The 17,117-nt window shown below is 72.6% G+C and carries 18 protein-coding genes; 12 read left to right on the forward strand and 6 right to left on the reverse strand.

The features are described 5' to 3' along the window. Nucleotides 1-62: 62 nt before the first annotated feature. The 3 genes from MA875_RS00895 to MA875_RS00905 form a co-directional block, all read right to left on the reverse strand. Entirely contained in the window at nt 63-1,469 is a 1,407-nt protein-coding gene (locus tag MA875_RS00895; RefSeq protein ID WP_248239670.1) for an NAD(P)/FAD-dependent oxidoreductase, read from the reverse strand. Between the two features lie 106 nt (nt 1,470-1,575). Beyond that, complete coding sequence (locus MA875_RS00900) at nt 1,576-2,052, reverse strand: MarR family winged helix-turn-helix transcriptional regulator (RefSeq protein ID WP_248239672.1); 477 nt, start codon at nt 2,050-2,052, stop codon at nt 1,576-1,578. A 51-nt stretch (nt 2,053-2,103) separates the two neighbouring features. Continuing rightward, a complete protein-coding gene (locus tag MA875_RS00905; protein WP_248239674.1) occupies nt 2,104-3,336 on the reverse strand; it encodes an MFS transporter in 1,233 nt (410 codons plus the stop codon). A 118-nt stretch (nt 3,337-3,454) separates the two neighbouring features. Here MA875_RS00905 and MA875_RS00910 point away from each other — a divergent pair, with 118 nt between their 5' ends. Next, nucleotides 3,455-4,678 carry an MFS transporter gene (locus MA875_RS00910; RefSeq protein ID WP_248239676.1) on the forward strand — a complete coding sequence of 408 codons (1,224 nt, stop codon included), beginning with the start codon at nt 3,455-3,457 and terminating at the stop codon, nt 4,676-4,678. Nucleotides 4,679-4,736: 58 nt separating this feature from the next. On the opposite strand, the gene MA875_RS00915 is transcribed toward MA875_RS00910, so the two are convergent. Genes MA875_RS00915 through MA875_RS00925 form a run of 3 tightly spaced genes read right to left on the reverse strand, consistent with a single transcriptional unit; the run spans nt 4,737 to nt 7,229 of the window. Beyond that, complete coding sequence (locus tag MA875_RS00915) at nt 4,737-5,921, reverse strand: 4-hydroxybenzoate 3-monooxygenase (protein ID WP_248239679.1); 1,185 nt, start codon at nt 5,919-5,921, stop codon at nt 4,737-4,739. A gap of 49 nt (nt 5,922-5,970) precedes the next feature. Continuing rightward, complete coding sequence (locus MA875_RS00920; RefSeq protein WP_248239681.1) at nt 5,971-6,729, reverse strand: IclR family transcriptional regulator; 759 nt, start codon at nt 6,727-6,729, stop codon at nt 5,971-5,973. 26 nt (nt 6,730-6,755) lie between these two features. Then, entirely contained in the window at nt 6,756-7,229 is a 474-nt protein-coding gene (locus MA875_RS00925; protein ID WP_248239683.1) for a hypothetical protein, read from the reverse strand. A gap of 115 nt (nt 7,230-7,344) precedes the next feature. Here MA875_RS00925 and MA875_RS00930 point away from each other — a divergent pair, with 115 nt between their 5' ends. From MA875_RS00930 to MA875_RS00980, 11 genes are all read left to right on the forward strand, one after another. Further along, on the forward strand, nt 7,345-8,130 hold the full coding sequence (locus MA875_RS00930) for an IclR family transcriptional regulator (protein WP_248239685.1): 786 nt from the start codon (nt 7,345-7,347) through the stop codon (nt 8,128-8,130). A 284-nt stretch (nt 8,131-8,414) separates the two neighbouring features. Further along, nucleotides 8,415-9,275, forward strand: a complete 861-nt coding sequence (gene pcaH / locus MA875_RS00935) for a protocatechuate 3,4-dioxygenase subunit beta (RefSeq protein WP_248239687.1) — start codon at nt 8,415-8,417, stop codon at nt 9,273-9,275. Then, nucleotides 9,275-9,856 carry a protocatechuate 3,4-dioxygenase subunit alpha gene (gene pcaG, locus MA875_RS00940; protein ID WP_248239689.1) on the forward strand — a complete coding sequence of 194 codons (582 nt, stop codon included), beginning with the start codon at nt 9,275-9,277 and terminating at the stop codon, nt 9,854-9,856. The genes pcaH and pcaG overlap by 1 nt, the downstream gene beginning before the upstream one ends. Beyond that, nucleotides 9,831-11,237: a lyase family protein gene (locus tag MA875_RS00945; protein ID WP_248239690.1), complete on the forward strand. Its 1,407-nt coding sequence runs from the start codon at nt 9,831-9,833 to the stop codon at nt 11,235-11,237. Before pcaG ends, MA875_RS00945 begins: the two co-directional genes overlap by 26 nt. After that, entirely contained in the window at nt 11,234-12,019 is a 786-nt protein-coding gene (locus tag MA875_RS00950) for an alpha/beta fold hydrolase (RefSeq protein WP_248239691.1), read from the forward strand. Before MA875_RS00945 ends, MA875_RS00950 begins: the two co-directional genes overlap by 4 nt. Further along, complete coding sequence (gene pcaC, locus MA875_RS00955) at nt 12,006-12,407, forward strand: 4-carboxymuconolactone decarboxylase (RefSeq protein WP_248239692.1); 402 nt, start codon at nt 12,006-12,008, stop codon at nt 12,405-12,407. Before MA875_RS00950 ends, pcaC begins: the two co-directional genes overlap by 14 nt. A gap of 7 nt (nt 12,408-12,414) precedes the next feature. Continuing rightward, a complete protein-coding gene (locus tag MA875_RS00960; protein WP_248239693.1) occupies nt 12,415-13,407 on the forward strand; it encodes an acyl-CoA thioesterase in 993 nt (330 codons plus the stop codon). Nucleotides 13,408-13,791: 384 nt separating this feature from the next. Continuing rightward, nucleotides 13,792-14,517, forward strand: a complete 726-nt coding sequence (locus MA875_RS00965; RefSeq protein ID WP_248239694.1) for a 3-oxoacid CoA-transferase subunit A — start codon at nt 13,792-13,794, stop codon at nt 14,515-14,517. After that, entirely contained in the window at nt 14,517-15,167 is a 651-nt protein-coding gene (locus tag MA875_RS00970) for a 3-oxoacid CoA-transferase subunit B (protein ID WP_282448551.1), read from the forward strand. Before MA875_RS00965 ends, MA875_RS00970 begins: the two co-directional genes overlap by 1 nt. A gap of 1 nt (nt 15,168) precedes the next feature. Further along, nucleotides 15,169-16,338 (forward strand): thiolase family protein, encoded by a 1,170-nt coding sequence (locus MA875_RS00975; RefSeq protein ID WP_248239695.1) that lies wholly within the window; start codon nt 15,169-15,171, stop codon nt 16,336-16,338. After that, on the forward strand, nt 16,335-17,114 hold the full coding sequence (locus MA875_RS00980) for an IclR family transcriptional regulator domain-containing protein (protein WP_248239696.1): 780 nt from the start codon (nt 16,335-16,337) through the stop codon (nt 17,112-17,114). Before MA875_RS00975 ends, MA875_RS00980 begins: the two co-directional genes overlap by 4 nt. The last annotated feature ends 3 nt before the right edge of the window (nt 17,115-17,117 follow it).

Genomic DNA, 17,117 nt, shown 5'->3' on the forward strand with positions numbered 1-17,117 from the left:
ACCACCCATTGAATCGGACGATGATTGAAGTTGTCAACTATTCGCGCGACGGTCGGATGCCGCTACGAATCGAATCCCATCCCGACGGCGTCGAGCGTGCGGAGCAGGAGGTTCCGGCGGCCCTGGTTGTGGTCGGCGCGATCGAGCGACCACTTGGTGAGGGTGACGCCGAGCGCCGCCACGGGCTCGGGCGGGAAGGGGATCGGCTTGTCCTTCACCATCTTCAGCTCGGTGCGTTCGGTGGGCGTTCCGCCGAGGAGGTCGAGCATCACGTCGGCGGCGAAGCGCGTCGCACCCACACCGAGCCCGGTGAAGCCGGCCGCGTAGGCGACCGTGCCGCCGCGCGCGACGCCGTAGAAGGCGCAGAACCGTGAGCAGGTGTCGATCGGACCCGACCACCGGTGCGAGAAGCGCAGACCCTCGAGCTGCGGGAACGTGGTGAAGAAGTGCGACGCGAGGGTGCGATAGCTCGACGCCCGCTCCTCGTAGGCGGGCCGCACCTTCCCGCCGTAGTGGTAGATCGCGTCGTATCCGCCGAACAGGATCCGGTCGTCGCGGGTGAGCCGGTAGTAGTGGAACTGGTTGGCGAGGTCGGCGATCCCCTGCCGGCCCTCCCACCCGATCGCCGCCTTCTGCTCGGACGTGAGCGGCTCGGTCATGAGCACATAGTCGTAGACCGGCACGGTGTAGAGCCGCGTGCGGGTGAGGAGCGAGGGGAAGACGTTCGTCGCGAGCGCGACCTTGGCGGCCCGGACGGCACCGCCGTCGGCGGTGCGGACGATCGGGCGCGCTCCGGCCTCGGAGTCGATGTCGACCACGCGGGAGTGCTCGAAGATCTCCACGCCCGCCTCGACCGCGACCCGAGCAAGCTCCGCGGCGAGCTTCCCGGGGTGCACGAGCGCTGTCTCGTCGCGCTCCCAGGCGCCGGCGAGGTAGGTCGGCGAGTCGACGAGGGCGCGCGTCGCCGCGGCATCCAGGAACCCCTCCTCCTCTGCCAGCCATTCGATCTGGTGGGGTTCGACGGCGACGGAGAGGGTTCCGGTGCGCTCGAACTCGGCGTCCATGCCGTACCTGGCGACGGTCTCGCCGATGGCGTCGAGATTCTCGCGCCCCAGCTCGTCGAGCCGGGCGATTTCGTCGGGCCACCGGGTGGCGCCGTTGTCGTGGCCGTGGGTGAGGCTCGCCTCGCAGAAGCCGCCGTTGCGGCCGGAGGCTGCCCAGCCGACGGTGCGGGCCTCGACGACGATGACGCGTCGACCGGGGTCGCGCTCCTTGGCGCGCAGCGCCGTCCACAGACCCGCGTACCCGGCTCCGACCACGACGAGATCCGCGAGGTGCGTGCCGACCATCCGCGGGTAGGTGGGCGGGGTGATGTCATCGAGCCAGAACACGCTGTGCCGAGTGGTGGCGAGCGCATGGTCGATCACCGAGGCCGCGGGCGGGCGTCGTTCGAAGACGGTCGTGTGCATCGGTCCTCCTCGAGCGTGGCGAAGTCCGCTCAGCACCACTGTGCACATCGGCGGTGCGATTCGCCAGTGGCGCGCGCTGCGCGCCGCGCGGCGCGACGCTCGGCGCTCAGGAGGCGAAGGCGAGGCGGCGCAGCAGCGCCATGAGGGTCCGACGCTCATCGGCGTCGAGGTCGCCGTGCACCGCTTCCTCGGCGCGGCGGGCGGTCTGCTGGGCGTCGCGGGCGAGCTCCTCGCCGGCGGCGGTGGCGACGACGGCGTTGGCCCGACGGTCGTGGGGATCGGCGCGGCGCTCGACGAGGCCCCGCTGCTCGAGCTGGTCGATGAGCGCGACGACCTGGCTGGGGTCCAGGCGCAGGAAGTCGGCGAGCTCGCGCTGCGAGGGCGGCGGGGTCGCGCAGGCGGCGACCAGCACGGCGTAGGAGCGGGCCTTGAGGTCGTGCGCGGCGAGGGCGGCGTTCCCCGCGCTGAGCGACAGCGCGTTCGCCCGGGCGAGGAGGAAGCTGAGGTCGTCGCCGAGGACGGATGCCGCGAGCCCCGTGCGCGCGAGCGACGGCGCCGCGGTCGTGTCATCCCTGGTCGGCATGACGCCGATCGTAGCGCCAGATCGTTGAGTTTCCCAACGATTCGGGCGGGGTCACTCCAGCACGAAGCGCGGTCGCCCGGCGAGGATGCCCACCCCGCTCTGACCCAGGAGCACCAGGAGCAGCAGGGTGAGGGGCCAGATCCACGAGCCGGTGGCGGCATACAGCGCGCCGAAGACGATCGGGCCCGCCGCGGCGACGAGGTACCCGACCGACTGCGCCATCCCCGACAGGGCCGACGAAGCGACGTGGTCACGCGCACGCACGGCCATGAGGGTCAGCGACATGCCGAGCGACGCCCCGGACGACAGCCCGATGAGCACCACCCACCCGGTGATGAGGTCGGGGGCGACCATGAGTCCGACGGTGCCGACCACCGCGAGCACCGGGACGGTGGCCGGGGCCCAGCGCTCGAACCGGCCCCGCAGCAGCAGCGGCAGCACCAGCGCGCCGGCCGTGGAGAAGAGCTGGTAGAGCATCACATCGATGCCCGCGGCGACTTCGCTCCTCCCCGTCGAGACCGAGATCGCGGCGAACCACGTGACGCTCATGTAGAACATCGCCGACTGCAGTCCCATGTAGGCCGCGACGAGCCACGCGACGCCGTCGCGCCAGATTCCGGTGCTGCGGCGGGGCGGCCGGGCCGCGGCATCCGCTCTCCGCCGACCCGACGCCGCCGCCCACCCGGCGATCGCCGGAGGGATGAGCACGCCGCCGACGAGCACGAGCGCCCACCGCCAGCCGAGCTCGCCGCCGGCGCTCGGCAGGTGGGACAGGGGGACGACGACACCCGAGGCGAGGGCGCCGAACCCGCCGAGGAGCGCGGTGTAGACGGCCATCATCAGCGGCACCCGGGCGGGGAAGTCGCGTTTGACGACGGCCGGCATGAGGACGTTCACCACCGCGAGGGCCATGCCGATGAGGGCGGTGCCGATCCACAGGAGCGCGACGGGTCCCGGGAGTGAGCGGACGACGGCGCCGACGAGGAGGAGCACGAGCGCGCCGAGGATCGCGCCGCCGAGCCCGAAGCGCCGCGCCACGTCGTGCGCGAGCGGCGAGAACAGTGCCCACGCGGCGAGCGGGACGGCGGCGAGGACGCCGAGCACGGCGAGCGAGAGGCCGGTGTCGGCGCCGATCTGATCGAGCACCGGCCCGAGCGCGGTGATCGTGGGGCGCATATTGGCCGCGACCAGGCAGACCGCGACGACCAGGAGGGCGGTGCGCGCCGCGGTGCGGGACGTCGTGCGCCCCGGCTCGCGCGTGGGAGGCCGCACCGGTGAGGTCATGAGCACCGAACCTAGCCGAGCCCCGCCCGCGGTCGACCCGCGGGCTCACTCACCGGGACCGCGGGGGTGCACTCCCTCCCGGCGTGGGGGCACGCACCCGCGCACTAGCCTGGGCGGGATGTCCGTCCGAACGCCCCGCTCACCGGCACCCTCGCTGTGGGGCGTCGCACTGACGATCGTCCTCACCGCGGCGGTGCTGCGCTCCCCGATCGTCGCGGTCGCCCCGGTGGCCCGCGACATCCAGGCAGACCTCGCCGTCTCGGCGGGCGTCGTGGGGCTCCTCACCAGCATCCCGGTCCTGGCCTTCGCCGTCTGTGCCCCGCTCGCCGTGGCGACCATCCGCCGCCTCGGGCCCGACCTCGCCCTCACCCTGGCCCTCGCCGGGGCGGTGGTGGCCTCGGTCGTGCGGTCGGCCGGAGGGCTCCCCGCGGTCATCCTCGGCACGGCCCTGCTCGGCGTCTTCCTCACCGTCGGCAACGTCGTCGTGCCGCTCATCATCAAGCGGGAGTTCCCGCCCGCGCGGGTGCCGTGGGTGACGAGCCTGTTCACCTCGGCCATGAACGTCGGCACCATGACGGTGACCCTCGCCACCGTGCCGATCGCGGCCGTCACCGATTGGCGGGTGGCGATCGCGGTGTGGGGCGGTTTCGGACTCGCCGCGCTCGGCGTCTGGGTCGGCCTCCGTCGCGCCGAGGCCCTGCGACCCGACCCCGAGGCGTCCACGGCGACCGCGGTCGCCGGGCGCCTGGACGGAAGGGGGCGCGCCGCGGCCCTGACGCTCAGCACCTGGCTGCTCGCCCTCGCCTTCGCCGGGCAGGCGTTCGCCTTCTACGGAACCACCGCGTGGCTGCCCTCGCTCCTGGTCGACGGCGGGATGCCGGCGGTGCAGGCCGGGGCGGTCGCGGCGATCTTCCAGGTGATGGGTGTGGCCGGCGCCCTCCTGACCCCCGTCCTCACCGGCCGTTTCTCGGCCGCGCCGGCGGCCGTCATCATCGGGGTGGGATGGCTGGCGATTCCGCTCGGCTTCCTCCTGGCTCCGGACGGATGGCTCGTGTGGTGCCTCGTCGGAGGTCTCGCCCAGGGGGCGGGGATCACCTGGGTCTTCATCATGCTCAACGGCTTCGGCGGCGATGAGCGGGTGGTCGCGGGCAGGTCGGGCACGGTGCAGGGGGTCGGCTACGCCGCGGGCGCCCTCGCGCCGCCGCTCCTCGGCGGCGTGCACGACGCGACCGGCGACTGGACGCCGGCGCTGCTGATCCTGCTGGGAGCCGTCGTGGTGCTCCTCATCGCCGGAGCGGCGGGCGCGAGGATCGGGGTGCGCGAAGCCCGCGAACGCTGGTGAACCTGCCCGGCCGGCTGTGACGCAAGGCCGGATGCTGCGGCGCCGCGGCAGACCCGGCTCAGCCCGCCTGCGGCAGCGGCCAGCCCGTGTAGGCCTCCGCGAGGTAGGTCTTCCCCGCCTCGGACTCCACGACCGAGCGCAGTTCGCCGATCTGACGCTTGCGGTCGAAATCGGTGGCGTCGGGAGCGACGTGGAGCATGCTCGTCATCCACCACGAGAAGTGCTGCGCCTTCCAGATACGGGCGAGCGCCGTCTCGGGGAAGGCCTCGATGAGGCGGGCGTCGTTCTCGAGCAGCAGGGCGCGCAGCGCCCGCTCGAGCACGATCACATCGGCGATGGCGAGGTTCATGCCCTTGGCCCCGGTCGGCGGAACGGTGTGGGCGGCGTCGCCGATGAGGGCGACGCGGCCCCGGAGCAGCTCGTGGGCGACGAAGCTGCGGAACCGCAGGACGTCGCGCTGGAAGATGGGCCCCTGGTTCAGGGTCGTCCCCGGCACCCGCACCTGCAGCTCGTGCCAGAGCTGCTCCTCGCTGTAGGAGGCGGGGTCGACCTCGGGGTCGCACTGGAAGTACATCCGCTGCACGGTGGCGTTCCGCTGGCTGATCAGGGCGAAGCCGTCGGGGGAGTTGGAGTAGATCAGCTCCTCCGAGCTCGGCGGCGCCTCGCAGAGGATCCCGAACCACGCGAACGGGTACTCGCGGAAGTAGCCGCCGGTCGCCGATCCCGTCACCGCGGGGCGCACCACGCTGCGCGAGCCGTCGGAACCCACGACGAAGTCGGCCTCGATCTCGAGCGGCCGGCCGTCGGCATCGACGGCGATGACCCGCGGATGGTCCGTCTCGGCGTCTTCGACCCGCTCGGCGGTGACGCCGAGGCGGAGGTCCTGTCCCTCGGCCAGGCGCACGGCCACGAGGTCTTTCAGCACCTCGTGCTGCGGGTAGAGCCACACCGCGCGGCCGGTCACCGACGGGAAGTCGATGCGGTGACCCTCGCCCTCGAAGCGCAGCTCGATGCCGTCGTGGCGGTTGCCGACGGTGCGCACGCGCGAGGATGCGCCACTGGACTCGAGGATGTCGACGGTGCCCTGCTCGAGGATCCCGGCGCGGATGGTCGTCTCGATCTCCTCGCGGGTGCGCTGGTCGATCACCACCGATTCGATGCCGGCCTTGGCGAGCAGGTGCGACAGGAGCAGGCCGGCGGGGCCGGCGCCCACGATCGCGACGCGGGTGCGGATGCGGGTCATGAGGTCCAGTGTGCCGCGGCCCGGGCCCGCGGCATCCGATATTTCTCGTTCAATGAGAACTCGACCGCAGCGCGTGTTCCACGCCCGCGGCGGCCGACCGCAGCTCGTCGCGTGCCCCCGCGGTCGGTGCGTCGCGGGGGAGGACGACCGACAGTGCCGCGACGACAGGCCCCGACCGGCCCTCGCGGATCGGCACCGCCACTCCGGTCGACACCGCCTCCACCGTGCCGGCGGCGACCACGAAGCGGTCGCGGCGGATCCGGGCGAGAAGGCGCCGGAGCTCCGCGGCATCCGTCACCGTCTCCGGAGCCAGCGCGGTCAGGGGGCCGGCGAGCACCCGCTCCTGAACCTCCGGGGCGGCGAAGGCGAGGAGCACCAGTCCCGATGACGACGCGTGGAGCGGGAGCCGTCCCGCCACGCGCGTGATGTTCGCCCCCGCCTGGGGGTGGCTGAGACGTTCGAGGAACAGCGCCTCGCCCTGCTCGAGCACGGCGAGCTGGGTGTGCTCGCGCACCCGTGCCTGGACCCGCTCCATGAAGGGCAGCGCCGCCTGCCGCAGGCGCAGCGCCAGCGAGCCGCGCTCGGCGAGCTCCCACAGCCGAAGGCCGAGCCGCACCCGGTGATCCTCGTCGCGCTCGAGCAGCCCGGCGGCGACGAGATCGCCGACGAGGCGGTGCGCGGTCGAGGGAGGAAGACCGGCGCGGCGACCGATCTCGGACGCCGTCTGCAGCGTGCGGTCGGCGTCGAAGGTCTCGAGCACGCGCACGAGGCGGTCCAGACCCGAGTCGCCGGAGGGCGAGTTGGCCATGCCCACACGATCTCACGACGGGACCCTCAGCCCAGGTGATCGTCGGCGGTCAATTGCCGGATCCCGTCGTCGTGCAGCACGAACTGCGCCCGGAGGTCGACGCCCTCCGCGCCGCACTCGAGCGCCATCGCCCGCGCCCACGCGCGCTCGTCGGGGGTGAAATCGCGCGATCCGCGCCGCTCCCAGACGATCACCGCCCGGGCCGCGCCGATCCCCGTGAGGAGACCGCCGATCCAGGCCGCAAAGATCTCGGCGCACGGCACGAGTCCGAGGTCGTCGGTCTTCTCCAGCCCGTAGGGATCGAGCGGGTAGTCGTCGCACGGCATCACCGGGCCGGTGAGACGCTGCTCGGCGTCCAGGAACAGCAGCCACACCTGCCGGGGGTTCAGTGCCCGGTCCAGGAGCAGTTCGAGCACCTCCTCGAGGTCGCTGTCGTGGCGCAGCACACGGTCGGGGCTGAGTCTGCTGTCGGGACTGGGGTGGGAATCGGCCATCGTCATGCCCTCACGCTGGCCGATCCAACGGCGCGGACGACGCCCCCCGGCGCATCTGGGGACAGCTCGCCGCACCGGGGCGCCTGTGCAGGAGGGAACGCGGGGACCGTAGTGTCGGAGGGTGCGCGAGGATGCCGAACAGCGGGAAGACCGGGCCCCTTCGGGGGAGGGCCTGCTCGACCGCGCTCTCCGGGTGCTCGGATCGTTCAGCGAGGACGATCCCGCCCTCACCGCCGCCGAGCTGGGTGCCCGGGCGACCCTGTCGTCATCCACCCTGCATCGCCTCCTCGCGCGACTGGTCGACCAGGGCCTGCTCGTGCGGCTCCCCGACCGCCGTTATGCCATCGGCCCCCGGCTGTGGGAGCTCGGCGAACTCTCCCCCCTCGCCCTGCGGCTGCGCGAGACCGCGCTCCCGCACATGCTCCGCCTCTACGAGGCCACCGGCGAGAACGTCCATCTCGCCGTCCTCGACGGGCCGAGCCCCGAGGGCTCTGCGGCGCTCTACGTCGGGCGGGTGACCGGGCGCCACTCGATCCCGACCCTCAGCCGTATGGGCGGCCGCGGGCCGCTGCACACCACCGGCGTCGGCAAGGCGCTGCTGATGACGAGGGATGACGCGTGGCTCGCGCGCTACTTCACCGCACCTCTCGAGCGCGAGACCGTGCACTCGCTCACCGACGAGAACGCCCTGCGCACCGACCTCTCCCGCGCTCGCGCGCGGGGCTTCGCCACGACGCGCGAGGAGATGACGCTCGGAAACGTCTCGGTCGCGGCGCCGCTGCCGCGCATCGACGGGCTGCCGCCTACGGCGATCGGACTCGTCGTGCACCTCGAGCGCGCCGACGAGCGACGCCTCGGACCCCTCGTCATCCAGACCGCTCGGGAGCTGGCCGACGACCTGCGGTAGGCGCACACCCCCCGTCGCCCGCCCCCTTCGCCCCGCCCCGCCACTTCTTGCTCACTTCGCCGCGCTCCGCCCCGCTCGACGCGGCACACGGAGGAGATCCGCACAGCGGAGGCGCAACCGTGCGCGGCTCACCTCCCTCGTGCGGATCTCCTCCCGTGTGACGGCGACGAAAGCGCAAGCGCCCCGCCACGGCATCCTCCCTCCCACCCAGTGAGACACCGACCCGGCTCACGCGCCCCGCGGTGTCACCCTGGACGCACCCGGACCCGTCGAAGGAGACCCCGATGACACTCGCGGACCAGGCGTCCACGCCCCCCGCCGCCGCGGCCTCGAACGGCCAGGCCCACGCCGCGGCCCCGGAGTCGCTGCTCGCGACCCCGGTGCAGGTGAGCCAGGCCGAGATCACCCAGGAGATCCGCGATCTCCACGCCGAGTACGAACGGCGAGAGGCCGCGGGCGAGCAGCTCCCCGCCACGATGTGGGACTTCCCGCCCTATCGCTCGAGCATCCTGCGCCACCCGACGAAGAACCCCAAGCTCGTCGACCCCGAGACGATCGAGCTGCTCTCCCCGGCCTTCGGCCAGCGCGACGTGGCCGCGATCGAGTCCGACCTCACGCTGCAGCACTCCGGCGAGCCGATGGGTGAGCGCATCACCGTCCGTGGACGTCTGCTCGACTCGTGGGGCCGCCCGATCACGAACCAGCTCATCGAGATCTGGCAGGCCAACGCCGCCGGGCGCTACATCCATCAGCGCGATCAGCACCCCGCCCCGCTCGACCCGAACTTCACCGGCGCCGGCCGCACGGTCACCAACGACCAGGGCGAATACCTCTTCACCACCATCAAGCCCGGGCCCTACCCCTGGAAGAACCACACCAACGCCTGGCGTCCCGCGCACATCCACTTCTCGGTGTTCGGGAGCGCGTTCACGCAGCGCATCGTCACCCAGATGTACTTCCCGGGCGACCCGCTGTTCGCCCTCGACCCGATCTACAACACCATCCGCCGCCAGCGCGACCGCGATGCGCTGATCAGCATCTACGACCACGACCTCACGGTGCCCGAGTTCTCGATGGGCTACCGGTTCGACATCGTCGTGGACGGCCCCGACGCCACCTGGTTCGAGCCCGAGGAAGAGCACTGATGCCCCGCCCCACCGGTCCGAAGACCCACACCCCGTCCGCAGGCCAGACAGTCGGCCCCTTCTTCCACTACGGCGTGACCTACGACGCCATGCACCAGGTCGCGTTCCCGCATTCGCCGGGGGCGATCGTGCTGTCGGGCACCGTCACCGACGGCGCGGGCGCGCCGATTCCTGACGCGCTCGTCGAGATCTGGTCGGCCGACAGCGACGGCACCGTCTCGCGCGCCCGCGGCGCGCTCCGCCGCGACGGCCACACCTTCACCGGATACGGCCGCTCGGGCACGACCGACGACGGCCACTACGAGTTCTGGACCCGAAACCCCGGGGCCGAGGCGGGCAAGGCCCCGTTCTTCGCGGTGATCGTCTACGCCCGGGGCCTGCCGAACAAGCTGCACACCCGCATCTACCTGCCCGACGACGAGGCGCTCCTCGCCGCCGACCCGCTGCTGGCCTCACTCGACGCCGACGAGCGCGCTACGCTCATCGCAACGCGCACCCCCGACGGACATCTGCGCCACGACATCCGGCTGCAGGGGGAGAAGGAGACCGTGTTCCTTGCCTTCCCCGACGCCCCCGCCTGACACGTCCGACGACGGTGCGATCGACGTCGGCCTGCTGAGCCCGGTCACCGTCGGTCATGACGCCGGGGTGTCGGATGCCGCTGTGCTCGACGCCCTCGTGACGGCCGAGGTCGCCCTCACCCGCGCCTACGGCCGAGTGGGTGCGGCACCTGAGGTCGCCGTCGCCGAGGTCGCCTCGACCTTCGGCTGGCGGGACGGGCAGAGCGGATGCCGCGGGCACGGCGTCGCACTGGGTGATCTCGCCACCGCGGCGGTGGCCGGGGGGAACCCCGTCATCCCGCTCGTGGGCGCGCTGAAGGCCCGGGTGTCGCCGGAGGCGGCGACGTGGATCCACCGCGGGGCGACGAGCCAGGACATCCTCGACACCGCCCTCGTCCTCGTCGCCCGCGATGCGACCGCCGAGGTCGCCGCCTCCCTCGCCGCCACCTCCGTCTCCCTCGCGCACCTCGCGCGCGCGCACCGCGACGAGGTCGCCGCCGCCCGCACGCTCACCCAGCACGCCGTTCCCACGACCGTCGGCGCCCGGGTCGCGGGCTGGCTCCGCGGGGTCGACCGCGCGCGGGCGCGGCTGGACGCCGCGCGCGCGGCGCTCCCCGCGCAGCTGGGCGGCGCAGCAGGCACGGCCGCGGCGTTCACCGAGCACCTCGGATCGCCCGAGGACGCCGCCGCGCTCATCGACGCCTACGCCGCAGAGCTCGGCCTCGCGGCCCCGGCAGCCCCCTGGCACACCGAGCGCTGGCCGATCACCGAGCTCGGCGACGCGCTCGTGCAGGCCATCGACGCGGTCGGCAAGATCGCCACCGACGTCGCCACCCTCAGTCGCACCGAGATCGGCGAGGTCGCCGAGGCCGCCGGCGGCGGCTCGTCGGCGATGCCGCAGAAGCAGAACCCCGCGGCATCCGTCCTTCTCCGTTCCGCGGCGCTGCGCGCCCCGCAGCTGGGGGCGACCCTGCACCTGGCCGCCGCGCTCGCCGCCGACGAGCGGCCCGACGGGGCCTGGCACGCCGAGTGGCCGACGCTGCGCGAGCTCCTCCGGCTCGCCCTCGGCGCGAGCGCGCACGCCGCGCGGCTCACCGGCGGCCTGCGGGTCGACGCCGCCGCGGTGGCGCAGAACCTCGCCACCACCGGAGGCCTCCTCGTCTCGGAGCGCCTGTCGATCGTCCTCACGCCGCTCGTCGGCGCGGCGCGTGTGCGCGACCTCGTCGCCGCCGCCGGACGCGGTGAGGATCTGGCCGCGCTGCTGCGCACCGTCCCCGAGCTCGAGGGGACGGATGTCGCCGACCTCCTCGATCCCGCGCGCTACACCGGGCTGGCCGGCACCTTCGTCGACCGCTCGGTCGCAGCCTCGCCCGCCCCCGACGCTGCGGAGGACGCCCCATGACCCGCCCCGTGCTCACCCTCACCGACGCCGGCGGCCCGGCGGGCGCACCCCTCGTCGTCCTCGGCAACTCGCTCGGCACCTCCACGATCCTGTGGGACGAGGTCGTTCCGGCGCTGCGCGCCCGGTTCCGGGTGCGCGCGTTCGACCTCCCCGGCCACGGTGTCTCCCCGGCGGCGACCGACGCGTTCACCGTCGCCGATCTCGCCGACGCCCTCGCCGCCGACATCGCCGAACCCTTCCACTACGCCGGGGTGTCGCTCGGCGGCGCTGTCGGTTTGGAGCTCGCCCTGCGGCATCCCTCCCTCGTCCGCTCCGCGACGATCATCGCCTCGGGCGCGAAGATCGGCACCCCCGAGGGGTGGCACGAGCGGGCCGCCCAGGTGCGGCAGCAGTCGACCTCGTCGCTCATCATCGCCTCGGCGGGGCGGTGGTTCGCCCCCGACACGATCGCCGGGAACCCCGACCTGACCGGGCGGCTCCTGCACTCGCTGCGCGACGCCGACGCCGAGAGCTACGCCCGCTGCTGCGAGGCGCTCGCCGCCCACGACGTGCGGGGCCGCCTGGGCGAGATCACCGTTCCGGTGCTCGCGGTGTGGGGCGGACACGACCAGGTCACCCCCGAAGCCCTCGCCCGCGAGATCGCCGACGGGGTCGCGCGAGGCCGCGCCACCGGCATCCCGGGAGCTGCCCACCTGCCGCCTGCCGACGATCCCGCCGCCACGACGACGGTGATCGCGGACTTCATCAGCGAGATCGAGAGGACAGCGGATGACACGGCCTGACGGCGAAGGACTGACCGACCAGGAGCGCTACGACCAGGGCATGACGGTGCGCCGCGAGGTGCTCTCGGACGCCCACGTCGACCGGGCGATCGCGGGGACGACCCCGCTGACGGCCGACTTCCAGGACTTCATCACGCGTGTCGCCTGGGGAGATGTGTGGTCGCGCCCGGGGCTCGATCGACGCTCCCGCTCGGTGGCGGTGCTCACCGCGCTCATCGCGCTCGGGCACCACGAGGAGCTCGCGATGCACCTGCGCGCCGCGCTTCGCAACGGGCTCACCGTCGACGAGGTGCGCGAGGTCATCCTGCAGTCGGCGATCTACTGCGGGGTGCCCGCCGCCAACACGGCGTTCCGCATCGCTGCGGAGGTCTACGCCGACGCGTCATGATGTGAGCATGAGCGCAGAGCCGCCCGTCGCGGATGCCACCGCCCCCGCCGATCGGGTGACGATGCGTTTTCTCGCCCTTCCCCACGACGCTGCGGCGGGCGGACTCACCGTCGCCGCGGGAAGCGTCATGGAATGGATCGACCAGGCCGGGTATGCCTGCGCGGTCGGCTGGAGCGGGCGGTACTGCGTCACGGCATACGTCGGAAACGTGCAGCACACGCGCCCGATCGCGCCCGGGTCTCTCGTGGCGGTTCACGCCCGGGTCGTGCACACCGGCCGGTCGAGCGTGCACGTCGCCGTGACCGTCGAGGCCGGCGACATCCGCTCGCGCCGGTACGAGCCCGCGACCACCTGCATGCTCGTCTTCGTCGCGGTCGACGACGACCGCCGACCGGCGTCGGTGCCGCAGTGGACACCGCGCACCGACGCCGATCGCGCGCTCGGCGAGATCGCGACCTCGCGCATCGCCGCGCGCGACACGATCAAGAAGGCAATGCTCGGCCAGGTGTACACCGAAGACACCGCGGCGCCCCGCTCGCAGATGCGCTTCCTCGCGCCGCCGAGCGCGGTGAACTTCGGCGGCGCCGCGCACGGCGGCACGGTGATGGGGTGGATCGACGAGGCCGCCTTCGCGTGCGCGGCGGCGTGGTCGTCCGACAAGGCCGTCGCGGTGTACTCCGGCGGCATCCACTTCCTCGCCCCGGTGCGGATCGGACACCTCGTCGAGCTCGACGCCCGCCTGATCTACACCGGGCCGCGCAGCATGCACATCGTCGTGCGGGTGCGCTCCGCCGACCCCCGCACCCCCGCCGAGAAGACCCTCACCACGCAGTGCATCATGGTCTTCGTCGATCCCGGTCCCGACGGCCGCGCCCGGCCCGTGCCGCGGTGGGAGCCCGAGCTCGCCGAGGACGTCCGGCTCGTGAGGCATGCCGTCGAGCTCATCCACGAGCGGGAGCGGATCGTGCCGATCCCCGCCGAGCTGACGCTGCAGGACTGAGCCCGCGCCGCTTCGCTGTCCCCAACTCCTGCAAAACCGGCTTCTGCCGCGTGATTCGGCCCATTCCGGCGCTGCGCGTTTTGTTTTGCAGGAGTCGGGGACACCCACGTTCCCGCGAAGGTCGAATCGGCGCCCCCTGTCGTTCCTTCCCCCGTTCATTCGTCGCATACGTACGCGGGCCGGGCCAGAACACGTACGTTTGCGACGGACGAACGGGGTGGTGCGGGTCAGGCGAACGGGGGTGGGTGCGGGTCGGGCGAACGGGGTGGTTCGGGAGAGGCGAACGAGCGACGCCACGAGGGGGTCGCGACGACCCGCGCCGCGGCGTACACTGAGTACGACATACGTACAGGTGTACGTATCGCGAACACAAGGAGAATCCGGGTGATCGACAAGACCGTGGCGGGCGTCGCAGACGCCGTCGCCGACATCCCCGACGGGGCCACCGTCATGATCGGCGGGTTCGGCCGCGCCGGCCAGCCGGTCGAGCTCATCGACGCCCTCATCGCGCAGGGCGCGAAGGACCTGACCATCGTGAACAACAACGCCGGCAACGGCGACGTCGGGCTCGCCGCGCTCCTCGCCAATCGGCGCGTGCGCAAGATCATCTGCTCCTTCCCCCGTCAGAGCGACTCGTGGGTCTTCGACGGCCTCTACCGCGACGGCGACATCGAGCTCGAACTCGTTCCGCAGGGGAACCTCGCCGAGCGCATCCGCGCCGCCGGCGCGGGGATCGGCGCGTTCTTCTCGCCCACCGGGGTCGGCACCGAACTCGCCGAGGGCAAGGAGGCTCGCGAGATCGACGGCCGCACCTATGTGCTGGAGTACCCGATCAAGGCCGACGTCGCCCTGATCAGCGCGCTGAAGGGCGACCGGTGGGGCAACCTCGTCTACCGCGAGACGGCCCGGAACTTCGGCCCCATCATGGCGACGGCGGCGACCCGCACGATCGCCCAGGTAGACCAGATCGTTCCGCTCGGAAGTCTCGACCCCGAGTCCGTGGTGACCCCCGGCATCTTCGTCGACCGCCTGGTCGCCGTCGGTGAGCGCCCCTGGCTGAAGGACGGCACCTTCGTGGGCGGCGTCGACCTGGAAGGACGGCCCCTCTGATGAGCACCCGCATCTCGCGAGACGACCTCGCCCGCCGCATCGCCGCCGACATCCCCGAGGGTGCGTACGTGAACCTCGGGATCGGCGCCCCCACTCTGGTGGCGAACTTCCTCCCCGCCGACCTCGAGATCATCCTCCACACCGAGAACGGCCTCCTGGGCATGGGACCGGCGCCGGAGGCCGGCGCGGTGGACCCCGACCTCATCAACGCCGGCAAGCAGGCCGTCACCGCACTCCCCGGGGCGGCGTACTTCCATCACGCCGACTCGTTCGGCATGATGCGCGGCGGCCACCTCGACGTCTGCGTGCTGGGCGCGTTCCAGGTGTCCGAGACCGGCGACCTGGCCAACTGGTCGACCGGCGCGCCCGGCGCGATTCCCGCCGTCGGCGGCGCGATGGACCTCGCCATCGGCGCCAAGGACGTCTACGTGATGACCGACCTCCTCACCAAGACCGGGGAGTCCAAGCTCGTCGAGGCGTGCACCTACCCCCTCACCGGCGTCGGCTGCGTCACCCGCGTCTACACCGATCACGCGATCTTCGACGTGACCCCCGAAGGCTTCGCAGTGCGCGAGGCGTTCGGTGAGAACACCGTCGCCTCGCTGCAAGAACTCACGGGCCTGCGCCTGGCCCCGGCGGAAGGACACTGACATGCCCGCGACCTACATCTACGACGCCGTCCGCACCCCGTTCGGCCGCGCCGGCGGCGCCCTCTCCGGCGTCCGACCTGACGACCTCGTCGCCGTGGCCATGAAGGCCGTCGTCGAACGCGCGGGCCTCGACCCCGCTCGCATCGACGACGTGATCTTCGGTGACGCCAACCAGGCCGGCGAGGACAACCGAAACGTCGCGCGGTTCGGCGCGCTCCTCGCGGGGTTCCCCACCACGGTTCCCGGGGTCACCGTCAACCGCCTCTGCGGGTCGAGCATGGAGGCCGTCATCCAGGGATCGCGGGCGATCGAGGCCGGCGACGCCGACGTCATCCTCGCCGGCGGAGTGGAGTCGATGAGCCGCGCGCCCTTCGTCGTGGAGAAGTCGCCGAAGCCCTGGCCTGCCACCGGCAACCAGACGATGTGGAACACCTCGATCGGCTGGCGCATGACCAACAAAGCGCTTCCGAAGGAGTGGACGATCTCAAACGGTGAGTCCGCCGAGAAGCTCGCGTCGATCTACGGGATCTCCCGAGAAGAACAGGATGCCTTCGCCCTGCGCAGTCACGAGCGTTCCGCCCAGGCGTGGGCGGACGGCGTCTTCGACGGTGAGATCACCCAGGTCCCCGGCGCCGAGCTCGCCCGCGACGAGGGCATCCGCGCCGACACGACGCTCGAGAAGCTCGGAGGCCTGCGCGCGCTCTTCGCCGCCGACGGCACCGTGACCGCCGGCAACTCGTCGTCGATCAACGACGGCGCCGCGGCGATCCTGCTCGGCGCCGAGGGAGCCCTCGAGGCCGAGCCGCTCGCGCGCATCACCGGCCGCGCCGCCTTCGGCAACGATCCGGACGTCTTCGGGGTCGCCCCCGTCGAGGCCGCCAACCGGGCGCTCGCACGGGCCGGCCGCACGTGGGCCGACGTGGACATCGTGGAGCTCAACGAGGCGTTCGCGTCGCAGAGCCTGGCGTGCCTGAAGCTGTGGACCGAACTCGACCCCGAGAAGGCGAACGTGTACGGCGGTGCGATCGCGATCGGGCACCCGCTCGGCGCCTCCGGCGCCCGTGTCATCGGCCGCGCGGCGCACGAGCTCGCCCGCCGCGGCTCGGGCGTCGCCGTCGCGGCGCTCTGCATCGGCGTCGGCCAGGGGCTCGCGGTGGTCCTCGAGCGGTGAGCGCCGAAGGCTTCGAGCCCTCGAGCGAGTTCGTCCAGTCGCTGGCGCGCGGGCTCGGAGTCATCCGCGCCTTCGACGGCGAGCATCCCTCGCTCACCCTGAGCGACGTCGCGCGTCGCACCGATCTCACTCGCGCCGCGGCGCGACGGTTCCTGCACACGCTGCAGACCCTCGGCTACGTCCGCAGCGACGGCCGCGCCTTCGCGCTGACGCCGAAGGTGCTCGAGCTCGGCTTCAGCTACCTGTCGGCACTGTCGCTGCCAGAGGTGGTGCAGCCGCACCTCGAGGCCCTCTCGCGCGAGGTGGACGAGAGCGTTTCGGCGGCGGTGATCGCCGGTGCCGAGGTGGTTTACGTCGCGCGCGTGCCCACTCGTCGCATCATGAGCGTCCGCATCACGATCGGCACCCGGTTCCCCGCGTACGCCACCTCGATGGGAAGGGTGCTGCTGGCCGCGCTCCCCGAGGCGGCGGTCGCCGACATCCTCGCCCTTCTCCCGCCCGAGCCCCTCACCGATCGCACCCTCACCGACCCCGAGGCGCTCTCCGCCGAGCTCGCGAGGGTGCGCGCTCAGGGGTGGGCGCTCGTCGACGGCGAGCTCGAGTCGGGGCTGCGCTCGATCGCGGCCCCCGTCCACGACCGCACCGGTGCGGTGGTAGCGGCGGTCAACGTGTCGACGAGTGCCACGCGCGACACCGTCGACCGGGTGCGCGAGACCTACCTCCCGGCGCTCCTGGCGACGACGCGCGCGATCGACGCGGATCTGCGGCTGGTGTAGGAG

Source organism: Microbacterium kunmingense (assembly GCF_023155745.1).
GTDB classification, from domain to species: Bacteria; Actinomycetota; Actinomycetes; order Actinomycetales; family Microbacteriaceae; genus Microbacterium; species Microbacterium kunmingense.